Here is a 20,824-nt window from a genome sequence, read left to right as displayed (position 1 = left end):
GGGCTGGCGTTTTTTTATGCGCCATTGCCTACCCGGGATGGGCCCGTGCAATCCTTCCCGACAATTAGTAAATAATCAGCCTCACCAGAATCGCCGCCACCATGACCAGGGTAATCCCCTTGATCCAGCGTGCTCCGCGCTTGCTCATGTTGACACGGGTAGCAATGAAAGCGCCGGTAATGTTGCCCAGTGCCAGGGTCAGACCCACACCCCAGCGAACCTGATCGTTAAGGGCGAACACCACCAGTGCTGCAAATGTAAACGGCAATACAATCGAGACCTTGAGCACGTTCACCTGGCGCAAGTCGATCTTGAGCATGTGGTACAACACCACAAGAAAAAGTACCCCGACACCGACCTGGATGAATCCGCCATACATTCCAACGACAAACATCGCCAGATAGACAGCCGGACCGAGACGCTCGGGCGTTAATGGACGGGTATTGAGTACGGGCTGTGGCAACAGCATGAAGACCGAGGCTCCGATCATGGCCGACACCAGCACCCATTCGAACACCGTGTCAGATACCCAGGTAGCGACCCAAGCACCCACCAGAGAGCCCAGAACCGCCGGTAACGCCAGGTGCAGGCTGACTATCAGATTGCCATGACCCATCCGGTAGAAGCTGCCGACGGCAGTGATACTCTGCAGGGTTATCGCCACCCGGTTTGTGCCGTTGGCGACCTGTGGCGGCAGACCCAGAAACATCAACAGGGGCAGAGTCAGCATGGATCCGCCAGCTGAGAGAACATTAATAAACCCGGCAATGCCGCCGATCGACAGTAAAGCCAGGATTTCCGGAACAGTCACTCATCGCGCTCCATCGGAGATTGGAGGATTCGAAAGGAGGAGACCCCCGATCCGGAATCATTATGACCAAAAAAAGGACTCCCGGAGGAGTCCTTTTCACTACATTTGACGGGTTTCAATCGTTCGTCTTTACCGCTCGATATGCTGATACTCACCAGCATCGGCAGTGACACTGCTCACCACCAGTATCGCGATCATGGAAGCGATGAAGCCTGGAATGATCTCATAGACTCCGGGGCCACCCATGAACTCGCCGTTCCAGCCCAGTGAAATCCAGATCATAACGGTGGCGGCACCAATCACCATACCCGCGATGGCTCCGGCGCCATTGGTACGCGACCACATCAGCGAGAGGATAATCAGCGGACCAAATGCGGCACCAAACCCTGCCCAGGCATTTGCGACCAGCGCCAGGACCTGAGAATTCGGATCGGAGGCGATGACGGCAGCGACCAGGCCGACGAGGACAACGCACACACGGCCAATATTCACGCATTCCTTGTCGCTTGCTTCCTTACGCAGGAACAGGCGATAGAAGTCCTCTGTCAGCGAAGAAGACGACACCAGCAACTGACTGGAGATGGTACTCATCACCGCCGCCAGCAGGGCCGCATACAGGAAGCCTGTAATCAGCGGATGGAACAGCATGTCTGACAGGATAATAAAGATGGTTTCCGGATCCTGTACGTCCATGCCATTGCGGATGGCGTACGCGCGGCCGAACACACCCAGTGAAATCGCGCCGATCAGAGAAATCAGCATCCAGCTCATACCGATGTTCCGGGCCACCGGTACATCTTTCAGGGTGCGGATGGCCATGAAACGCACAATGATGTGCGGCTGACCAAAGTAACCCAGGCCCCAGGTAACCGCAGAGAGCCAACCGATGAAGGTTAGCCCTTCCGTCCAGGACAGCAGTGTGGGATCCACTTCATTCAGGGTTTGCGACGCCTGGGCAAAGCCCCCGCCGCCTTCACCGAAGAGTACAACCGCCGGCATGATAACCAGCGCCAGCATCATGATACAGCCCTGAACAAAATCGGTCAGACTCACGGCCAGGAAGCCGCCCACCACGGTGTATGCCAGAACCACACCGAGAGTGATCACAATACCTACGGCATAATCGCTCAAACCACCAAAGTTGAAAATTCCGGAAAACGCGCTTTCGAACAGCTTGCCACCGGCAACGAGGCCGGATGCCGTATAAACCGCGAAGAAGATAACGATGACGATGGCCGAAACCGTACGCAGGGACATGGCCTGTGTCGGAAAGCGGTTCGCCAGGAACGATGGAATGGTAATCGCGTTACCGTAGTGAACCGTCTGTTCGCGAAGACGCGGCGCGACCAGCGTCCAGTTGAAGAATGCCCCCACGAGCAGACCAATACCGATCCAGGCCGACCCCAAACCCGACGCAAACAGCGCCCCGGGCAGACCCAGGAGCAACCAGCCACTCATGTCAGAAGCGCCAGCCGAAAGTGCTGCCACCTTTGGACTCAGGGCGCGACCGCCCAACATATAGTCCTCAGATGAAGACGTCGCTCTGCGCATTGCGAAAACGCCAATGGCAATCATGAGCGCGAAATATAAAAAGAGACTTATCCAAACACCAATAGCCATAGGGGCTCCTCCGGTTTAATGAGTCGGACTAGGTCCGCTCGCAAAGCACATGGCTGACCTGACGCCAACTCGCTGTACTGTTCTTCTTTTCTTTCCGAGGTCCATCTCGATTGAAGCAGGAATTTTCCATGTAACAACTTCCTGAACCTGAGCACGCAAAGAAGGTTTGCGACTCGCACCCCGCACGCATGGCGTGAGACCGGGCTTCAGTCGCTATAACTTAGTATTAGTACGGATTCCGGGCTTACGAAATCCTACGATTCTTTTGCACAATCCTACGGGACTGTGGAGCCGGCAGGCCAAATCAGGCCACTCGGTCGCCAACCTGCAATCGTGAGGGCGTAGTCCCTTTGTATTTCCGAAGTGCATTTGTCAATGCGCTTTGAGACGAGAAACCGGTTCGGTAACTGATTTCAGAGACCGTAAGGGTCGTTGCAGTGAGGAGGGTGGCGGCCTGATCGAGACGTGTCTGTAACAGGAACTGGTGGGGCGTAATACCAGCCACCTCTCTGAATACCTCATGGAAACGGCTGACACTCAGGCAAGCCTCTCCTGCCATATCTTCAACGGTGATCTTTTTGTGGAGATTTTTGAGAATATAACGACGGACTGCTTCAGGGCTGATGGCATTCCGGTTTGAGGGGAACGAGCGGCTCTCGGTGATACGATCGGCCATGCAGTACAAAATGCTCGAAGCAAGGTGCTGTTGAAGCGTAATATGATCTGGGGCGCGGTCAAACTCGCCGGCCGCAAACTGGACCAGCCCGTGCAAACGACTGTCCATTTGCAGGGTCCGCGGCTTTTCAAAAACCCGCATCATGCGCTCGTAATCGGCGTGTGCTGGCGAGTTGACGGCCGGACTAAGCGGATCAAGATTGATCACAAGAACATGGTTCTTGTCGTTACCGCGATAATCGTGGCAAGCTTCCGTGGGCACCAGATAAGCTCTCCAGGTGTCCAGTTGAGCCCCAGCCCCATCGACGCTTAACTCGGCTTCGCCACGCACCCCAATGACAATCTGGTGGTGTTCATGCCGGTGCTGGTGCGCGGCCATGGGAAGCTTCAGAAGTTTCGCGTTAACCATTAAAACTGCCAGCGTTTAACTGAGAATGTTCCTCAATTAAAGCAGAACATTACAGAAAGTGCACGAATGGAACTGAAACTCAACGGAAAACCCACAGTTTTCAGTCAGCCTCTGAACGGCTTAACCAGTGACTCAACAATCCCGAAACCTGCCCGGAAACCTCGGCCAGCGGGCGGGCAGCGTCAATCACGTGATACCTGGAGGGCTGGGCCATGGCGCGAGCGAGATAGGTCTCCCTGATTCGCTGAAAGAATTCCATATCCTCCTGTTCAAAACGATCGAGGTCGCCCCTCTTTCGGGCTCTGACCATCCCGGTGTCCACGGGGGCGTCCAGGACAATCACATGGTCTGGACGGATATCACCCTGAACCAGTGTTTCAAGCAGGGCAATTCGCTCCTCCGGAACACCGCGCCCCCCGCCCTGATAGGCAAAGGTCGCATCGGTGAAACGGTCGCATAAGACCCACTGGCCCTGTTCAAGCGCAGGCAGGATTCGGGTATGCAGATGCTGGGCCCTGGCGGCAAACATCAGCAGCAACTCGGTGATTTCGTTGACCGGTTCATCCCGGGGCGCCAGCAAAAGCTCGCGAACAGCCTCAGCCATGGGCGTGCCGCCCGGCTCACGGGTGACGATATAATCGACGCCCAGTCCAGCGAGCGTGTCGGCTGCATTCGTCAGCTGGGTCGATTTACCAACCCCTTCCGTGCCTTCGAAGGTTATGAACTGCCCTCGCACTGTCATCCGGCATCCTCATCAGAATCACTGTTTTTTGGCGCCGGTGAAGAGCGGTAGTCTTCACGCCTGTTTAACTGAAACTCACGTACGGCTTTCTGATGCTCTGCGAGCGTGCGCGAGAATTTGTGGGTGCCATCCCCCCGGGCAACGAAGTACAGGGCGTCACCGTCATCCGGGTGCAGGGCCGCATGAATAGCTTCGCGGCCAGGCAGGGCGATGGGAGTCGGAGGTAAGCCATTGATTCGGTATGTGTTGTAGGGCGTGTGCGTGCGCAGGTCCTTACGCCCAATCCGGCCCTGATAGCTGTCACCCATACCGTAGATAACCGTGGGGTCGGTCTGCAGTCGCATTCCCTTCTGCAAACGGCGGACGAACACCCCTGCCACCTGCTCCCGCTCATGGGGCGCACCGGTTTCGCGTTCTACGATAGATGCCATGATCAGGGCTTCGTAGGGATTGTCATAGGGCAGCCCCTCTTCCCGAGCCGCCCATTCCTCGGCCAGTACTGTCTCCATCCGGTTGAAGGCCCGCTTCAACAAATCCAGATCGGTCTCGCTACTGGTAAAGGCGTAGGTATCGGGGAAGAATCGACCTTCGGGATGCTCACCCTCGGCTCCAACAGCCGCCATGACCTGCTCGCTGGTCCACTCGCCGGTGACCTTCTGAAGTCGCTCGGCCTGCGCCAGAGCGGCTCGCATATCCTTGAAGGTCCAACCTTCTATAAACTGGACGTACCAGTGCTTGGTGTCTCCCGACACCATGACACCGATCATGTCCCTGGGGCTCATGCCATCAAGAAGCTCGTACTGACCGGCCTTGATCCGCGTCTGCTCGGGCTCCAGCCGACCGTATAACCTCAGCCAGAGCCGGTCTGAAACCAACCCCTCAGCTTCGAGTCGACCAACGACTTCAATAAATGAACTGCCCTGGGGAACATCAAATAGCAGCGGTTCTTCAAGCACCACCGGCTTTTTCAAGCCTTGCAGCCCCTGCCATACCCACAGCCCGGTTCCCGCAGAGGCGAGGACGGCGACACAAACGCACGCAAGCAATAACTTCTTGAGCAAACGATTTATTCCAGTGTTTCGAGAGGATTAAAGATTGTCGCAAGTCCGCTATCCGCAGGCAAATGATGGCCGGCAATAGTGAGAACCGGAACAATTCCCAGAACGCTGTTCAGGAGAAACATTCCCTGACAATCGGGACCCAGTACATCGGGCACAGTGACGGGACGCTCTGTTACCGGTTCGCCTCTCTGCCTCAGACGCTCCAGCAGCCACTGCCTGAGAACACCTGCAACCGCCAGACTCGACGCCGGCGGCGTCACCCATCCATCAGCCTGCCGCAGCAGGATATTGGTACGAGTGCCTTCGACCAGGTTTCCCTCACGATCAGCCATGATGACCTCGAACAGCGATGGCTTGAGCTCTGCGGCCGCCAGGACCTGCTCCATCCGGTTCAGCGACTTGACCCCGGCCAATAACGGATTAACCGCCAGAGTTACCTTGGAGAAATCAACGGCGACACCATCCGGGTCCGGTGTCGGCGGCAAAGCCGATGCCGAAACCAGCAAATTGGGCTCCATCCCCGGATCAGGGCGATACCCCCGACCGCCACTGCCGCGGGTCAGGGTCAGCTTCAGAACCCAGCCGTCGCCCTTGAAGCGGTCCGCAAAACGTTGCCCCGCCTCGACGCAAACGCTGGCAAGCTCTTTGCGCGACACCTCGATACCCAATCGGCCGGCATCGCGCGCCATTCGTTCCAGGTGGCGGGATAGCAGAACCCCCTTCTGACCGGACATCCGAATGGTTTCGAACAGCCCGTCTCCATAGGCCAGACCCCGGTCATTGGCGGGCAAGCCACCGTCGTCAGCCCAGAAAAGACGAAACACGGCGAGGGTCAGCCTTCGTAGCGACGGAAAATCAGGGTGCCGTTGGTACCACCGAACCCGAAGGAGTTGGATAGGGCTACCCGCACATCCGCCTGACGGCTCGTGTGGGCGACGAGATCCAGATCGCATCCTTCATCCGGATTGTCCAGGTTGATGGTGGGCGGCAGGACGCCATCCCGAATCGCCAGAACAGAGAAGATCGCTTCGACGGCGCCGGCAGCTCCAAGCAGGTGACCTGTCATGGACTTGGTGCTGCTCATGGCCAGCTTTTCGGCATGCGCGCCAAATACCCGACGAACAGCGGCCACTTCGGCCACGTCACCCACCTGTGTGGAGGTGCCATGGGCGTTGATGTAGTCAATTTCTTCCAGATCAAGGCCAGCGTCACGTACTGCGTTGGCCATGGATCGGGCTGCCCCCTCACCATCTTCGGGCGGCGCTGTAATGTGGTGGGCATCATCACTCATACCAAAACCAACAACTTCGCCGTATATGGTGGCGCCCCGCTCCTTCGCGTGTTCGAGCTCTTCAAGAACCACGACTCCGGCACCATCGCTGAGCACAAAGCCGTCCCGGTCTTTATCCCAGGGGCGGCTGGCCTTTTCCGGTTCGTCGTTGCGGGTAGACAGAGCCCGCGCAGCCGAAAACGCAGCCATACCGGTACGCGTCGTCGCCATTTCCGAACCACCGGCCAGCATGACATCGGCGTCGCCATAGGCAATCGTGCGTGCCGCGTAACCAATGTTGTGGGTGCCGGTAGTGCAGGCTGTCACGATCGCAATGTTCGGGCCACGGTATCCGAAACGGATCGCGGCATTGCCGGAGATCATGTTGATGACAGAGGCAGGCACGAAAAACGGAGAGACCTTTCGGGGCCCCGACTTGTCCATGGTCAGGACGCTTTTCTCTATGTACTCAAGGCCGCCAATCCCGGAACCGATAGCAATACCCACTCGCTCCCGATCAAGCTTCTCAAATGACTCCAGGCCACTGCTGTCAACGGCCTGCTGCGCAGCAATCAAGCCATAATGGATAAAGGCGTCAAGCTTTCTGGCATCCTTCGGGGACAGGTAGGATTCCATGTCCAGATCCCGGATGGCCCCACCAATTCTGGTGTTGTAGGCAGACGCGTCAAAGCGGTCGATCATACCGATCCCGCTGCGCCCGGCCTGAATCGCTTCCCAGGACGACTCCACGCTATTGCCGACTGGAGACAGCATGCCCATACCTGTGATGACAACTCGCCGTTTAGTCATAACCTGTTGCACCTGATCTTGTCCGAATGAATCTGAACGCCGATTGAACCTGATTTTCGGCCAATAAAAAAGCCGTCCCTCGCTATTTCACAAGGACGGCTTTTTGCCTGGCTTTCTTAAATGCAGAGTATCAGGTGTGCGCGACGATGTAGTCGATCGCGTCCTGAACACTTGTCAGCTTCTCGGCTTCCTCGTCAGGAATCTCGGTTTCAAACTCCTCTTCAAGTGCCATAACCAGCTCAACGGTGTCCAGTGAGTCAGCGCCAAGATCCTCTACAAAAGAAGATGAGTTCTGAACTTCGGACTCTTTAACGCCCAACTGTTCACAAACGATCTTCTTCACGCGCTCTTCAACTGTACTCATAATGTCCTCACTTTGTGTGTCAACCAAGCAACTCAAGTGCTGCCAGTTTAGTTTAAACCCTACCTGCAAACAAGCAGGGATTCTGATAAACATGTTGTGCGACAAGGAGTTGCGCACAGACCCCGACTGGGGCTTATCCCATGTACATTCCGCCGTTCACGTTGATGGTTTCACCCGTCACGTAACCGGCTGCATCTGATGCCAGGAAGGCAACCACGGCTGCCACTTCTTCCGGCTCACCCAGACGACCCGCGGGTATGATTTCCAGCATAGTCTCGCGCTGCTTGTCGTCCAGTTTTTTTGTCATATCCGTGTCAATAAATCCGGGAGCCACACAATTTGCGGTGATTCCCCGGTTCGACATTTCTTTGGCCAGGCTCCGGGTAAACCCTTCAACCCCTGCCTTGGCAGCGCAATAGTTGCCCTGCCCCGGATTGCCCATACCGGCAACCACGGAACTGATATTGATGATCCGACCCCATTTCGCCTTTGCCATACCGCGAAGCACTGCCTTGCTGGTGCGGTAAACGCTGGACAGATTGGTCTCCAGGACTGACGCCCAGTCCTCGTCCTTCAAACGCATCAGCAGGTTATCACGGGTAATGCCGGCATTGTTGACCAGAATCAGCGGTGCGCCGGATTTTTCCGTCAGCGCCTTCAGACCCGCGTCAATGCTGGCGGGATCTGCAACGTTCATGACCATGCCATAGCCTTTGTAACCGGCCGATTGGAGATCATTGGTGATGGACTCGGCACCGGCCTCACTGGTCGCCGTACCGACGACTTCAGCACCCTGCGCAGCCAGCGCACGGGCAATCGCCTGGCCAATACCGCGGGTTGCACCGGTTACCAGTGCGGTTTTACCTTCCAGAGACATGAATAACTCCCTTTCGTTTCAGGACTGGCCGAAGGCGTCCAGCGCCTTCGCCAGCGAATCCTGGTCTTCGATACTGTGAACGGCCAAAGCCCGGTCGATACGTTTGGCAAGCCCTGCCAGGACCTTGCCAGTACCGCACTCAACGGCGACTTCGACATCATTGGCAACGAGAGTACGCACAGAATCCGTCCAGAGGACCGGTGAATAAAGCTGCTTGAGCAGATTGGCCTTCAGTGTAGCGGATTCGGTCTCGGCGGCAGCGTTAACATTTTGTATAACCGGGATGACAGCATCATTAAAACGCACATCTTCCAACGCTTTTGCCAATTCCTCGGCAGCGCCCTTCATCAAAGCGCAGTGGGAAGGCACGCTGACCGGCAGTGGCATGGCCTTGCGGGCGCCTTTTTCCTTGCAGGCGTCAATGGCGCGCTCAACCGCGGCTGCCGAGCCAGCAATGACGACCTGGCCGGGCGCATTGAAGTTAACCGCAGAAACCACATCACCTTGCGCAGCGCTTTCGCAGGCCGCAACAACGTCATCGTCCTCAAGACCCAGGATAGCGGCCATTTTTCCTTCCCCTGCCGGCACGGCATCCTGCATAAGCTCACCGCGCAGACGAACCAGTTTCACGGCTTCAACAAAGTCGAGGCTCTCGGCAGCAACTAGGGCGCTATACTCGCCCAGACTGTGACCGGCAAGGAAATCCGGCGCACTGCCACCCGCCACAAACCACTGCCGCCACAGGGCTACACTGGCCGTAAGCAGCGCAGGCTGGGTAACCATGGTTTTATTGAGCTCCTCGGCCGGGCCCTTCTGGCAGAGCGCCCAGAGGTCGTAGCCAAGCACATTGGAGGCTTCAGCAAAGGTTCTGTTGATAATGGGCCAGGCTTCAGCGGCAGCCGAAAGCATGCCCACTGATTGCGACCCTTGTCCTGGAAAAATAAAGGCTGATTTCATAAGCGGGATCTTATCGTCATTGGGTGGTTACGTGAGATTAGCCAATAGTACAAGTTAGGCCAATTATCCGCGAACGCGTGACCAAACCGGGACAGACTTTAGTCTCAGGCACTCAAAGCATGAGATCGTCGAGACGCTCATTGATACGGCGAGGCACTTCCAGCTCCACTTCCCTGACAGCCTGGCGAATGGCCGACAGCATAGCGCGTTCGTTGGCGTTGCCATGGCTTTTGATCACCACGCCCTGGAGGCCGAGCAGACTGGCACCGTTGTGCCGGGAAGGATCCATCAATTGCAGAAGCCGACCGATAATCGGCCGGGCAAGCAGGCCAACCAGCCTGCCGTAGAGGTTTCGGGTAAAAGCCTGCTCCATCAGCTCAATCAGCAGTCCGGCAACGCCCTCGCCGGTTTTCAGGGCAATGTTGCCGACAAAGCCATCACAGACCACCACATCGGCCACGTCCCGGAACAGATCACTGCCTTCCACATAACCGATATAGTTGATGGTATCGCACTGGGCCAGCATATGAGACGCCAGCCGGACCTGCTCATTGCCCTTGATCTCTTCCTCACCGACGTTCAGAAGAGCGACCCTCGGTTCAGCCTGGCTGCAGATCGCAGAGGCCATCAGGGATCCCATCAGGGCGTACTGATAGAGGTTCTCGGCGGTTGAGTCGACATTGGCGCCGAGATCAAGGACGTGACAACGCCCCCGAAGCGAGGGAATCAGTTTGGCAATGGCCGGGCGCTCGATACCCGGATACATGCGGATAATCGTACGGCCGAACGCCATCAATGCACCGGTGTTACCGGCACTGACACAGCCTTGGGCTTCGCCATCGCGAACAAGGCTGAGAGCGATGGCCATAGAGGAGTTCTTCTTGTGGCGAAGGGCGTGGGAGGGGCGCTCGTTCATCCGAACCACGTCCGCCGCCTCGACAATGCGAATTCTGGCGTGCCCTTCACGCAACAAAGCCTCAAGCTCGCTCCGGATTCCCACCAGAACGATGCTCAAGGCTTCGTTTTCGCGCACTGCCCGCAGCGATGCGGCAACCACGACGGCAGCGCCGCGGTCGCCACTCATTGCATCAATCGCGATGGTGACCGGCTTCACCGTTCTGCCATCTGATTCGGGGCGGTGCATAGCGGCAACGAGATTACTCGTCGCGTGCTTCGATTACCTGCTTGCCGCGGTAGAAGCCGTCCGGAGACACGTGGTGACGACGATGAACTTCACCGGTAGTCGCGTCGGTGCTCAGAGCAGCGGCGCTCAGGGCGTCGTGCGAACGGCGCATGCCACGCTTGGAACGGGTCTTTCGGTTTTGCTGTACAGCCATGATTATGCTCCTGACCTGTTAACGTAAACTTGTATTGCTCAATAAGTAACGTCTGTTCGTTAAATGTGCGCCGGTCTCCCGAAGGACAACCCACGCCCGGTTAATGCTTTGTCTTCTTGAGATCCGCCAGGACACTGAACGGATTCTCACCCGACTTTCTCACCGGCTCTGCCCCGGAGCTGTCAGGCTCGTAGGCTTCCAGATCTTCCCGGGCAGGACACTGGTCCCGTTCGTGAAGCGGAAAAGGTGGCAACACCAGCAACAGCTCGTCTTCCACCATTGACCAGAGGTCCGCCGTAAAATCATCGGTCAAAAACGGCTCAAGCTCTTTCGGCAGCTGTTGCGCCTGCTCGTCACTGGTAACAAGACCCAGCTTGAACTCGGAGACCAGAGTCACGCTCATGGCGCCCATGCACCGCTGACACTCCAGATCAACCGGAACCGCCAGCTCGCCCGAAACAACGCGACGACGCTCACCATCCATGAAAAAAGACAGTTTGACCCGGCACGCAGCGCCTTCCGAAAACCCGAGGACGGCTTCTCGAAAACGGCCAAGCCCGCTGATGGGAATCACTCCCTCCAGTGTGCTGTTCTGTTCCGCTAACCGGTAAGGATCAACAGATTTGGGCAACTCGGCGTTGGACGCGTTTGACATAGGCGCGCAATTTTAGGGGCGCAGCCCGCCGCTGTCAAAGACTTCGTTGCTTTTTAACGGGGGTTCCAGTGCAGATAGGTGTAATTTACGATAAACGCACAACAGATGCACCGGCCAGGCACTTAAAGGACTCGACCAATGCCCCCAAAACCGCTTTTACTGGCATCTTCATCACCGTACCGGAGAGCGCTCCTGGAACGGCTTGGCTTGCCGTTCACCTGCGCCAGCCCGAATATCGACGAATCACCCCATCCAGGCGAGACCGGAGAAGCCCTGGCGACACGTCTGGCCGAGAGCAAGGCCCGCGAATTGGCGGACCGGTTCCCCGACCACTGGATCATCGGCTCGGACCAGGTCGCCTGCCTGCCCGACGGCTCGGTACTGAGCAAGCCCGGCAACCACGAAAGGGCGACAGGACAGTTACGCCAGAGCAGTGGTCACAGGGTACTGTTTCTTACAGGCCTGGCGCTGCTCGACTCCGATTCCGGCAAAATCGACAGCCTTTGCGAGCCGTTTAACGTCAGGTTCCGGGAACTGGCTGATGAGGAGATAGAAGCCTACCTACTGCGGGAGAAACCTTACGACTGCGCCGGCAGCTTCAAGATGGAAGGCCTCGGTATTACTCTGTTCGAGGCCCTTGAGGGCCGGGACCCGAACAGTCTGGTAGGCCTCCCTCTTATTGCCCTGAACGATCTGCTGAGGCAATGGGGCCGGAATCCCCTGCTGGAAAACCGGCCTGCCTCATAAGGCATTACCGAAGCTCGAGCCGGGACTCGACCAGTTGACTGGCGAAACCCTCGCCAAAGGCGACACCAAGCTGATCAACAATATCCTGGAACGGCGATTTGCGACGGCTGTAGTCCACCAGTTCCTCCTGACCTATGATCTGCCGGGCAACGTGTGATGCGCTGCCGAGCCCATCAGCCAGGCCAAGTTCAACGGCCTGCTCGCCACTCCAGACCAGCCCACTGAACAGGCGCTCATCATCGGCCAGGCGATCACCACGCCCTTGCTTGACCGCTTCGATAAACTGCTGGTGGGTGTTTTCAAGGACACTCTGCCAGAACGTGACTTCCTCTTCCTGCTCCGGCGAAAACGGATCAAGGAACGCCTTGTTCTCACCGGCCGTATAGAGACGGCGATCCACGCCGATCTTCTCCATAACCTCGGTAAACCCGAAACCGCCAGCCACCACCCCAATCGAGCCGACAAGGCTGGCCCGGTTGGCGTAGATTTCATCCGCTGCCGCAGCAATGTAATAGGCACCGGAAGCGCCGATGTCCGAGATCACGGCGTAGACCTTTTTCTCGGGATATTCTTCCCGCAGGCGCTTGATCTCATCGTAGACGTACCCTGACTGAACCGGGCTGCCACCCGGGCTGTTGATGCGCAAAATCACGGCTACCGAGTTTGGCTCTTCGAAGGCTGTTCGCAGAGAACCTACAATATTGTCGGCACTGGCCAGTTCGTCGGCAGCGATCGGACCGTTTATCTCTACCAGCGCCGTGTGTTTTCCGGTTACACCCTCCAGTGATTCACCCAGGGGAAACTTGATCAAAAACAGCAATGCGATCAGGTAACCAAACGTCAGGAACTTGAAAAAGATGCCCCAGCGCCGGCTCTTGCGCTGCTCAGACTGCAGCGACATGACGAGTTTTTCGATGAGCTTCCAGTCACGTCCTGACTCGGGCGGAAGCTTCGGTGACTTGCGCCCGAAAAACGGCTTGCTTTCTTTTTCAGGCTCCACCGGTTTGTCACCCCAATCGGCAGACTTGTCAGATTCCCAGTCACTCATGTGCGCATCCTGTCAGCAACGTCAATGAATTCGGTCTGTTTACAGCCCCAGCACCCGCCGGAGGTCTGGCACGGATTCAACAATGGCATGGGGCGAATAGTCACCCAGCACATCCCGCTTGTGCACACCCCACTCAACGCCGATGGAGGGCATACCAATACGCCGGGCCATTTCAAGATCGTATCGGGTATCGCCAATCATCACTGCTTCGTCGGGCTCAATACGATAGAAACGAAGAATCTCCTCGAGCATGGCCGGATCGGGCTTGGACCGCGTCTCATCGGCACAACGGGTGATCTCGAAGTGGTCACCAAGACCGCTGGAAACCAGGGCAAAATCCAGCCCGCGCCGACTCTTGCCGGTTGCAACGGAACAAATGCGACCGGATCCTCGCAGATCCGCGACCACATCGGCCATACCCTCGAACACGTTTTGGGGTGTTGTCACCTTGCTGAAGAAATAGCGTCCGTAACCGTCGCGGATTCTGTTCATTTCTTCCCGACTAATGCCCGGATAAAGCTTCTCCAACGCCTCGACCATGCCAAGCCCAATGATATCCCGGTAAGCCTCACGCTCCAGGGCCGGAAAGCCCAGCTCGGTTGCTGCCTGATGCAGGCTGTCAGCAATATGCTCAACCGAGTCCACCAGGGTGCCGTCCCAGTCAAAAATTACTACTCTGACGTTCATTGATCGTTTCCTTTAAGACGCCCGGAAAGCTTCCTGAGCACGTCATTGAATGCATCGTCGTAAGGCGCTTCGAGGCGCATCGCTTCACCCGAGACCGGCAAGGTAAATTCCAGGGCCCGTGCGTGCAGCATCAGCCTTTGCCCGCCAATGGACCGGAACGCCTTGAGGCTGACATCATCCATATACTTGTCGTCACCCGCAATCGGATGACCGGCCCAGGCGCTGTGCACGCGGATCTGGTGTGTACGACCGGTAATTGGCGACGCCTCGACAAGGCTGTAGCCCGCATAATGCTCGAGGCAGCGGAACGTCGTCAGGGACGCCTTGCCGGCGGTATCAACCTTCACCCGACGCTCGCCATTGGGCATCTCGTAACGCAGCAGAGGCACATCCACGCGGTCAACGCTTGCCGGCCAGTCGCCGGCAACCAAGGCATGATAATACTTGCGGATTCGTTTCTGCCGCAGCTCATCCTGAAGATAACGCAGCGCCGACCGCTTCTTGGCCACCATGACCAACCCGGACGTATCCCGATCCAGACGGTGAACGAGCTCCAGAAACTTTGCCGAGGGGCGAGCGGAACGAAGCACCTCGATCAACCCGAAACTCAGCCCGCTGCCGCCGTGAACGGCGATACCGGACGGCTTGTTGACCACCAGCATCTGCTCGTTCTCGAAAACAACCGCTGATTCCATCACGCCCTGCACCCGGGACCCGGGCGCCACCTGATCAGGCTTTTCCTTTCGGGTGATCGGCGGGATACGCACCTGATCACCAGTTTTAACCCGGGAATCCGGCTTGACCCGACCTTTATTGACCCGCACCTCGCCTTTGCGGATGACGCGATAAATAATGCTCTTGGGCACACCACGGAGCTGGGCAAGAAGGAAGTTATCCACCCTCTGACCGTCGTTGTCTTCGTCCACAGTCACCCACTGGACGCCCTGACGGACTTCTCCACGAACAGCCTGACTCTCACTGCCGGCCCTGCTGGGTTTTTTTGCCCTTTCGGGCTTTGGTCGGGCTGACTTTCTGCTCGCAGACTTTCGAGTCATGAACTTCCTTGGCTGCTGGAGTGACTGCAGGATTGAACGGCTGCATGAATACTGTTATATTCCGGCGTGATTTGCCGTTTGTCTACGGCCTGACCAACTCAAGTCAGAAGCCGGAGCGGCAGAAGTATACCGACACTATTCGAGAGTTTGAACGCCGTGCACCCAATCACTACCGGGAACGGCGAGAGAAATGCTCCCGGAGGATCAGGACAGATCTTCAAAAGACTGCATCCTGTACCCGGGGGAGAGACAAACCGCGCGGAAAACCGCGGGCGACATCGCGAAGAATCACTGCCACCCAGGGCCGGGCCGTCCAGCATACGAATACGACGTGAGACCCAGGCACCTGAGTGAACCTGAAAACGGATAACATGCGTCAACAGACACGAACCTTACACGACCTCTCCCTGCTCACAGGCAGCCGGATCGTCGGCGTTGGTCTCAGACCTAAAGGATCAAACCCCAGAAGGGTCTGATTCGTCTGGCCGCCGGTCCGCTCTTGAAGTAACAGGGCCCGCGGCACGCACATCCTGCTTCGCTGATGCGATCCCCTCCGGTTTTCTGTCAAATTAAACGACAGGAACTCTTTCTTTCCATGAAAAGAATGCTTATCAATGCAACTCATCCCGAAGAGTTGCGCGTCGCCCTGGTTGACGGCCAGCGTCTGTTCGACCTTGATATCGAATCCAGCTCCCGCGAGCAGAAGAAAGCCAATATCTACAAGGGCCGCATTACCCGGGTCGAGCCCAGCCTTGAGGCCGCGTTTGTGGATTTCGGCGCCGAGCGCCACGGCTTTCTGCCGCTGAAGGAAATTTCCAAGGAATACTTCAAGAAGTCGCCTGGCCAGATCGAAGGCAAGATCAACATCAAGGACGTTGTTTCCGAAGGCCAGGAAGTGATTGTGCAGGTCGACAAGGAAGAACGTGGCAACAAGGGCGCAGCCCTGACCACGTTTATCTCCCTGGCTGGCCGCTACCTGGTGCTGATGCCCAACAACCCCCGTGCCGGCGGCATTTCCCGCCGCATTGAGGGCGATGAGCGGGCGCAGCTCAAAGAAGCGATGAACGATGTGCAGGTGCCGAAATCCATGGGCATCATCGTTCGTACCGCCGGCATTGGCCGTACCACCGAAGAACTCCAGTGGGATCTGGACTACCTGGTGCAATTCTGGGAGGCCATCACACAGGCCGCCGGCGAGCGCAAGGCCCCTTTCCTGATTCACCAGGAAAGCAACGTGATCATCCGTGCGGTTCGTGACTACCTTCGCCAGGATATCGGCGAGGTTCTGATTGACGCCAACGGCGTCTATGAAGACGTTGTGAATTTCGTTCGTGCAGTCATGCCCACCTTCGAAAACAAGATCAAGCTGTACAAGGACGAAATCCCCCTGTTCAGCCGCTACCAGATCGAAGGTCAGATCGAGACCGCCTTCCAGCGGGAAGTGAAACTACCCTCCGGCGGCTCCATCGTGATTGACCCTACCGAGGCTCTGGTTTCCATCGACATCAACTCTTCCCGCGCCACAAAAGGCCAGGATATCGAGGAAACGGCTCTCCAGACGAACCTGGAAGCGGCAGAGGAAATCGCACGCCAGCTGCGCCTGCGTGACATGGGCGGACTGATTGTCATCGACTTTATCGATATGACGCCTGCCAAGCACCAGCGCGAAGTCGAGCAGAAGATGCGCGAGGCCCTGGAAATCGACCGGGCCCGGGTTCAGGTCGGCAAGATCTCTCGCTTCGGTCTGCTGGAAATGTCCCGTCAGCGCCTGCGCCCCTCCCTGGGCGAGACCCGTAGCGAAGTGTGCCCCCGCTGTGAAGGTCAGGGCACCATTCGTGGCATCGAGTCACTCGCCCTGAGCATCATGCGCCTGATCTACGAGGAATCGTCAAAGGACAAGACCGGGGAAGTACGAGCCGTTGTCCCGGTTTCCGTCGCCACTTTCCTGCTCAACGAAAAACGCAAGCAACTGGCCGACATTGAAGCCCGCCAGGAAGTAAGCGTGGTTGTGGTGCCGGTTCCGCACATGGAGACACCACATTTCGAAATCATCCGGATGCGCCAGGATGAAACAACGCCCGAACACATTTCCAGCCATCAGGTGGCCCAGGAATACAGCGAGCGCGAAGAGGAAATCTTTGAGGCCCCGACCCCTGAGAAGCCGGCACGCGAACAGGCTGCGGTGAAAGCCATCCGGCCCAGCGCACCCGCGCCTGCCCCGGCCGCACCAAAGGCTGATGAAACCGTCGAGCAGGAGGAAGGCCTCCTCCGCAGACTCGGTCGCAAGATCTCCGGCTTCTTCAGTGGCGAGGAAGAGCAGAAGATCGAGAAAGGTGAACAGAGCCAGAGCCAACGCGAAGATCTTCGTAATCAGGGCCGTCAGGACCGTCGCAAATCCCGGGTAGCCCGTGGCGATGACCAGCGTGCAGGCGGCAACCGCAGTGGCAACGACCGTCGCCAGGGCGGCCAACAGAGCCGTGGTGAGGACAACCGTGGCCGCGGGCGCAACCGCAACGACGACCAGAACCGTGGCAATCAGAGTCGCCAGGCATCCGAAAACAAAGGCCAGGATAATCGCGGAGGCGACAACAAGAGCGCCGACAACAAAGGCTCTGACAATCGCCGTGACAACCGTCGCGACAACCAGGGCCGAGGCCGCAGCAGGCCCCAGCGGGACCAGAAGGATAACCGCGATCAGACTGACCAGAAGGATCAGGGCCCGCAGGATAATGCGGCCAAGTCCGGGCCAGCAGACAAGACCGGTTCAGAAGAGAAGCGCAGAAAGCCACGTCGCCAGCGCAACCGCGACGGCTCTCCTTCGGAAGCACCGGCGTCCGCTCCAGCTGATCGAAAAGCCGCTCGTAGCGAGAGGCATCAGAAGGACACACAGCCGGAAAACGGTGGTGACGATGCCAAGCCCGAGGTGAAAGCCGAGCAGGCGAAGGAAGCCGTCAACATGGCGTCTGACAAGCCCGAAACCAGAGCCGATACTGCGCCGGCGGCCATCGAAGCACCGAAACCCGCGGCTGCTCAGAAAGAGCCGGCAAAAGAGGCACAAGAGCAGAAGCCCGAGAAGGCATCCGCAGACAAAGCGCCCTCGGCCAGCAAGCCCGAGGCTCAACCGGCAACGGACACAAAACCCGCTGCCGACAGGCCAGCTAAAAAGCAGGAAGCTGTTCAGGCGCAAACTGAAAAAGCCGAGCCGGCCAAGGCAGAACAAAGCTCAGAACCTCACCAGAAGCCTGAGGAAAAGAGCGAAAAAGTTGCCGACCAGGCTCAAGAAGCAGCCGCAGACAAAGGTCCTACCAAGAGCACCGCGGCCACTGATGAGCCAAAGCCGGTGACGGACCAGGCTCCCGAGAAAGAGGCAGCTCCGAGGCCAAAGCCGGAATCCAGGGCCACGGCCGACGGTGAACAAGCGCCGCGGGCGAAGAAGCAGCCGGCGAAGCCCAAGGAAGCGCCAGCCGCCAAGGTAGAACCGGAGGAGGCACCACAACCCGAGAAGGTCGAAAAGCCAGCGGATGAGAAGGTAGCACCCGAGCGCAAGAATCCCGAGGCTCAACCGGAACCAAAGCCGCCGGAAGCAGCTCAGGCCAACCCCGAAAAGGCCGAGCCCAAGAAAGCCGAGCCCAAAACAGCAGAGCCCGCGAAGGAAGAGAAGGCCTCCGCTCCGGAGGCAATGGCCAAGGACAAGCCTGCGGACGCCCCGGCAGTCGACGTTCCGGTAACGCCAGGCCGCGCTTACAATGATCCTAGAGAAGTCCGCAAGCGCCAGAAGGCTGCGGAAGAGGCCAAAAAGGCCGGGAGTAACTAACTGATGCTATCGAACTCCGACATAGAAGCGCTGGAAGACATCCTCTTTGCCGAGCCCTGGGGCGATGATGCCCTGGATTTCTTCGGTTTCCATGGGGTAGTCTGCGCCAGCGTCGTCGGCCCGGCTGAAGTGAGCGCGGAAGAAATCTTCCGCCTCGCCACGGGCACCGATCAGGTGCCCGATACCGGGATACCCGAGGTGTTCAGGCGCTGCTCGGCCCAGCTGGCCAATGACATGGCCCATTCCCTGGACATGGGGCAGGCCCTGGAACTTCCGGAGCCGGAGGATGGCGACCCGATGAACGCACTGGAAAACTGGTGCGCCGGGTTCGTGGACACCTTCCTTGAACACGAAGAAGAATGGCTCGAAGCGGCCAGCGAAGAAGAAGCGGCCGATCTGATGGTGCCAATGCTGACACTCTCAGGACTGTTCGATGACGAGGATTTCCAGAAGGTTCGCAACAGTGACAAGCTATCCAGGCAGATGGCAGAAGCCATCCCGGACTCACTGACGGATCTGTACCTGCTATTCCACGCGCCGGATTAAGCCGGCGCCGAACTCAGAACAGGTTGTCTGAACGAATGCCAGACCGGCTCGAGCCCGTCTGGCATTTTCATGATGCGGCCAAGCTCACACCAGGGAGCGCCGGGAAAGTGGAAATCACTGCCCTGGGATGCCAGCAATTTCTCTTTCCAGCACAGCTCTGCAAGAAAACCCAGATCACCACTGGATTGGCCTGAGGTAGACACCTCAATTGCCTGCCCCCCTGCCCTTCGGAAATCCGCGGTCAGTTCCCTGAGTTTGGTTGCTGTAAGCTGATATTTTCGGGGATGAGCAAGAACCGCAACGCCACCCGCCTCGGTGATCCAGCGTACGACTTCTGGAAGCTCCGGCCAGAAAGCCTTTACATCACCGGGCTTACCGTTACCCAGATATCGCTTGAATGCCTGTGCAGCATTGCGAACCACGCCAGCCTCTGTCAGAACCTGGGCAAAGTGGGGCCGTCCGGGCACGTCGCCACCGGCCGCCTCGGCGGCCTTACCGAGAAGATCATCAACACCAAGCTTGCCCAGGCGCTCCGCGATCATTCGAGCACGAGCCCAGCGATTGTCGTTCTGCTGCTCCAGCGCCTGCCTGAAACCAGCCTGCCCGGCATCAAAATCCAGGCCGACGATGTGGATGGTTCGGCTTTTCCAGAGACAGGAAAGCTCAACCCCCGGAATCAGGACGATACCCTGCGCTTGCGCTGCCGCTTCGGCTTCGGCAAGGCCCGCGATGGTGTCGTGGTCAGTCAGGGCCAGGTGGGTGACACCCCGACCGGCAGCGCGTTCGACCAGCGCTGCCGGTGATAGCGCGCCATCGGAAGCCGTGCTGTGGCAATGCAGATCAATGCACAAATGCGGGTCTTGCGGTATAGTCACAAAATATCCTGAATCTTCAGATAACTGGCGGCTTGCCAGGGTTTAACAGTGTACCAGCCAACCCTTGCACGACACGACCGCTGATTGTCTGATCAACTATCCTGTCTTTGAAAACCAGTTCGGAGAGCTGAATGTACTACGCCATTATCAGTGAAGATGTCGAGAACAGCCTGCCGTTGCGTCAGTCCGCGCGTCCCGCTCACATCGACCGACTTCAGGCCTTGAAAACCGAGGGCCGATTGCTTGTCGCTGGCCCTCATCCGGCGCTGGATACTCCAGAGCCCGGCGATGCCGGCTTTACCGGTAGCCTGGTAATCGCAGAATTTGACTCGCTGGAAGCGGCCCAGGCCTGGGCGGATGCCGATCCTTATGTGGAGGCAGGCGTCTATGAAAAGGTTGTGGTAAAGCCTTTCAAAGCTGTCCTCCCGTGAGCAGGCCTTGGGGGCCCATGAGTTTATTGTAAT

21 protein-coding genes are annotated in these 20,824 nt (G+C 57.8%); 4 read left to right on the top strand and 17 right to left on the bottom strand.

The window, feature by feature from the left end:
* Window positions 1-64 precede the first annotated feature (64 nt).
* The 13 genes from ACWJ62_RS04830 to ACWJ62_RS04770 all read right to left on the bottom strand — a co-directional run bounded on the left by ACWJ62_RS04830 (window position 65) and on the right by ACWJ62_RS04770 (window position 11,588).
* Entirely contained in the window at window positions 65-811 is a 747-nt protein-coding gene (locus ACWJ62_RS04830; RefSeq protein ID WP_449285156.1) for a sulfite exporter TauE/SafE family protein, read from the bottom strand.
* Window positions 812-940: 129 nt separating this feature from the next.
* Window positions 941-2,431: a sodium/proline symporter PutP gene (gene putP, locus ACWJ62_RS04825; RefSeq protein ID WP_449285155.1), complete on the bottom strand. Its 1,491-nt coding sequence runs from the start codon at window positions 2,429-2,431 to the stop codon at window positions 941-943.
* A gap of 304 nt (window positions 2,432-2,735) precedes the next feature.
* A complete protein-coding gene (locus ACWJ62_RS04820; protein WP_449285154.1) occupies window positions 2,736-3,515 on the bottom strand; it encodes an AraC family transcriptional regulator in 780 nt (259 codons plus the stop codon).
* Between the two features lie 100 nt (window positions 3,516-3,615).
* Window positions 3,616-4,257 (bottom strand): dTMP kinase, encoded by a 642-nt coding sequence (gene tmk, locus ACWJ62_RS04815; RefSeq protein ID WP_449285153.1) that lies wholly within the window; start codon window positions 4,255-4,257, stop codon window positions 3,616-3,618.
* Complete coding sequence (gene mltG, locus ACWJ62_RS04810) at window positions 4,254-5,318, bottom strand: endolytic transglycosylase MltG (RefSeq protein ID WP_449285152.1); 1,065 nt, start codon at window positions 5,316-5,318, stop codon at window positions 4,254-4,256. The genes tmk and mltG overlap by 4 nt, the downstream gene beginning before the upstream one ends.
* Before the next feature lie 5 nt (window positions 5,319-5,323).
* On the bottom strand, window positions 5,324-6,142 hold the full coding sequence (gene pabC, locus ACWJ62_RS04805; RefSeq protein WP_449285151.1) for an aminodeoxychorismate lyase: 819 nt from the start codon (window positions 6,140-6,142) through the stop codon (window positions 5,324-5,326).
* Between the two features lie 8 nt (window positions 6,143-6,150).
* Window positions 6,151-7,398 carry a beta-ketoacyl-ACP synthase II gene (gene fabF / locus ACWJ62_RS04800; protein WP_449285150.1) on the bottom strand — a complete coding sequence of 416 codons (1,248 nt, stop codon included), beginning with the start codon at window positions 7,396-7,398 and terminating at the stop codon, window positions 6,151-6,153.
* A gap of 130 nt (window positions 7,399-7,528) precedes the next feature.
* Window positions 7,529-7,762, bottom strand: coding sequence for an acyl carrier protein (gene acpP / locus ACWJ62_RS04795; RefSeq protein ID WP_008174976.1), 234 nt, complete (start codon window positions 7,760-7,762; stop codon window positions 7,529-7,531).
* A gap of 133 nt (window positions 7,763-7,895) precedes the next feature.
* Window positions 7,896-8,639: a 3-oxoacyl-ACP reductase FabG gene (gene fabG, locus ACWJ62_RS04790; RefSeq protein ID WP_230707334.1), complete on the bottom strand. Its 744-nt coding sequence runs from the start codon at window positions 8,637-8,639 to the stop codon at window positions 7,896-7,898.
* Between the two features lie 18 nt (window positions 8,640-8,657).
* A complete protein-coding gene (gene fabD, locus ACWJ62_RS04785) occupies window positions 8,658-9,596 on the bottom strand; it encodes an ACP S-malonyltransferase (protein ID WP_230707333.1) in 939 nt (312 codons plus the stop codon).
* Window positions 9,597-9,708: 112 nt separating this feature from the next.
* Window positions 9,709-10,710, bottom strand: a complete 1,002-nt coding sequence (gene plsX, locus ACWJ62_RS04780) for a phosphate acyltransferase PlsX (RefSeq protein ID WP_416376641.1) — start codon at window positions 10,708-10,710, stop codon at window positions 9,709-9,711.
* 43 nt (window positions 10,711-10,753) lie between these two features.
* On the bottom strand, window positions 10,754-10,933 hold the full coding sequence (gene rpmF / locus ACWJ62_RS04775) for a 50S ribosomal protein L32 (protein ID WP_008174968.1): 180 nt from the start codon (window positions 10,931-10,933) through the stop codon (window positions 10,754-10,756).
* Between the two features lie 100 nt (window positions 10,934-11,033).
* A complete protein-coding gene (locus ACWJ62_RS04770) occupies window positions 11,034-11,588 on the bottom strand; it encodes a YceD family protein (protein WP_449285149.1) in 555 nt (184 codons plus the stop codon).
* A gap of 138 nt (window positions 11,589-11,726) precedes the next feature.
* On the opposite strand from ACWJ62_RS04770, the gene ACWJ62_RS04765 reads away from it, so the two are divergent.
* Window positions 11,727-12,335 carry a Maf family protein gene (locus ACWJ62_RS04765; protein ID WP_449285148.1) on the top strand — a complete coding sequence of 203 codons (609 nt, stop codon included), beginning with the start codon at window positions 11,727-11,729 and terminating at the stop codon, window positions 12,333-12,335.
* A 4-nt stretch (window positions 12,336-12,339) separates the two neighbouring features.
* Here ACWJ62_RS04765 and ACWJ62_RS04760 read toward each other — a convergent pair whose 3' ends face one another.
* From ACWJ62_RS04760 to rluC, 3 genes are read right to left on the bottom strand one after another with little or no spacing between them, the layout of a single operon-like run.
* Window positions 12,340-13,383, bottom strand: coding sequence for a S49 family peptidase (locus tag ACWJ62_RS04760; RefSeq protein WP_449285147.1), 1,044 nt, complete (start codon window positions 13,381-13,383; stop codon window positions 12,340-12,342).
* Window positions 13,384-13,422: 39 nt separating this feature from the next.
* Window positions 13,423-14,070: an HAD family hydrolase gene (locus ACWJ62_RS04755; protein WP_449285146.1), complete on the bottom strand. Its 648-nt coding sequence runs from the start codon at window positions 14,068-14,070 to the stop codon at window positions 13,423-13,425.
* Complete coding sequence (gene rluC / locus ACWJ62_RS04750; protein ID WP_449285145.1) at window positions 14,067-15,125, bottom strand: 23S rRNA pseudouridine(955/2504/2580) synthase RluC; 1,059 nt, start codon at window positions 15,123-15,125, stop codon at window positions 14,067-14,069. Before rluC ends, ACWJ62_RS04755 begins: the two co-directional genes overlap by 4 nt.
* Before the next feature lie 595 nt (window positions 15,126-15,720).
* On the opposite strand from rluC, the gene rne reads away from it, so the two are divergent.
* Window positions 15,721-18,939 carry a ribonuclease E gene (rne, locus tag ACWJ62_RS04745; RefSeq protein WP_449285144.1) on the top strand — a complete coding sequence of 1,073 codons (3,219 nt, stop codon included), beginning with the start codon at window positions 15,721-15,723 and terminating at the stop codon, window positions 18,937-18,939.
* A gap of 3 nt (window positions 18,940-18,942) precedes the next feature.
* Window positions 18,943-19,485: a YecA/YgfB family protein gene (locus ACWJ62_RS04740; protein WP_449285143.1), complete on the top strand. Its 543-nt coding sequence runs from the start codon at window positions 18,943-18,945 to the stop codon at window positions 19,483-19,485.
* Here the strand turns inward: ACWJ62_RS04740 and ACWJ62_RS04735 are convergent.
* Window positions 19,482-20,360 carry a PHP domain-containing protein gene (locus ACWJ62_RS04735; RefSeq protein ID WP_449285142.1) on the bottom strand — a complete coding sequence of 293 codons (879 nt, stop codon included), beginning with the start codon at window positions 20,358-20,360 and terminating at the stop codon, window positions 19,482-19,484. The genes ACWJ62_RS04740 and ACWJ62_RS04735 overlap by 4 nt on opposite strands.
* 131 nt (window positions 20,361-20,491) lie before the next feature.
* Between ACWJ62_RS04735 and ACWJ62_RS04730 the strand changes: the two genes are divergently transcribed.
* Window positions 20,492-20,791, top strand: coding sequence for a YciI family protein (locus ACWJ62_RS04730; protein WP_449285141.1), 300 nt, complete (start codon window positions 20,492-20,494; stop codon window positions 20,789-20,791).
* The last annotated feature ends 33 nt before the right edge of the window (window positions 20,792-20,824 follow it).

This window comes from Marinobacter sp. PE14 (genome assembly GCF_053566155.1).
This window is presented reverse-complemented; position numbering and strand designations above follow the sequence as displayed.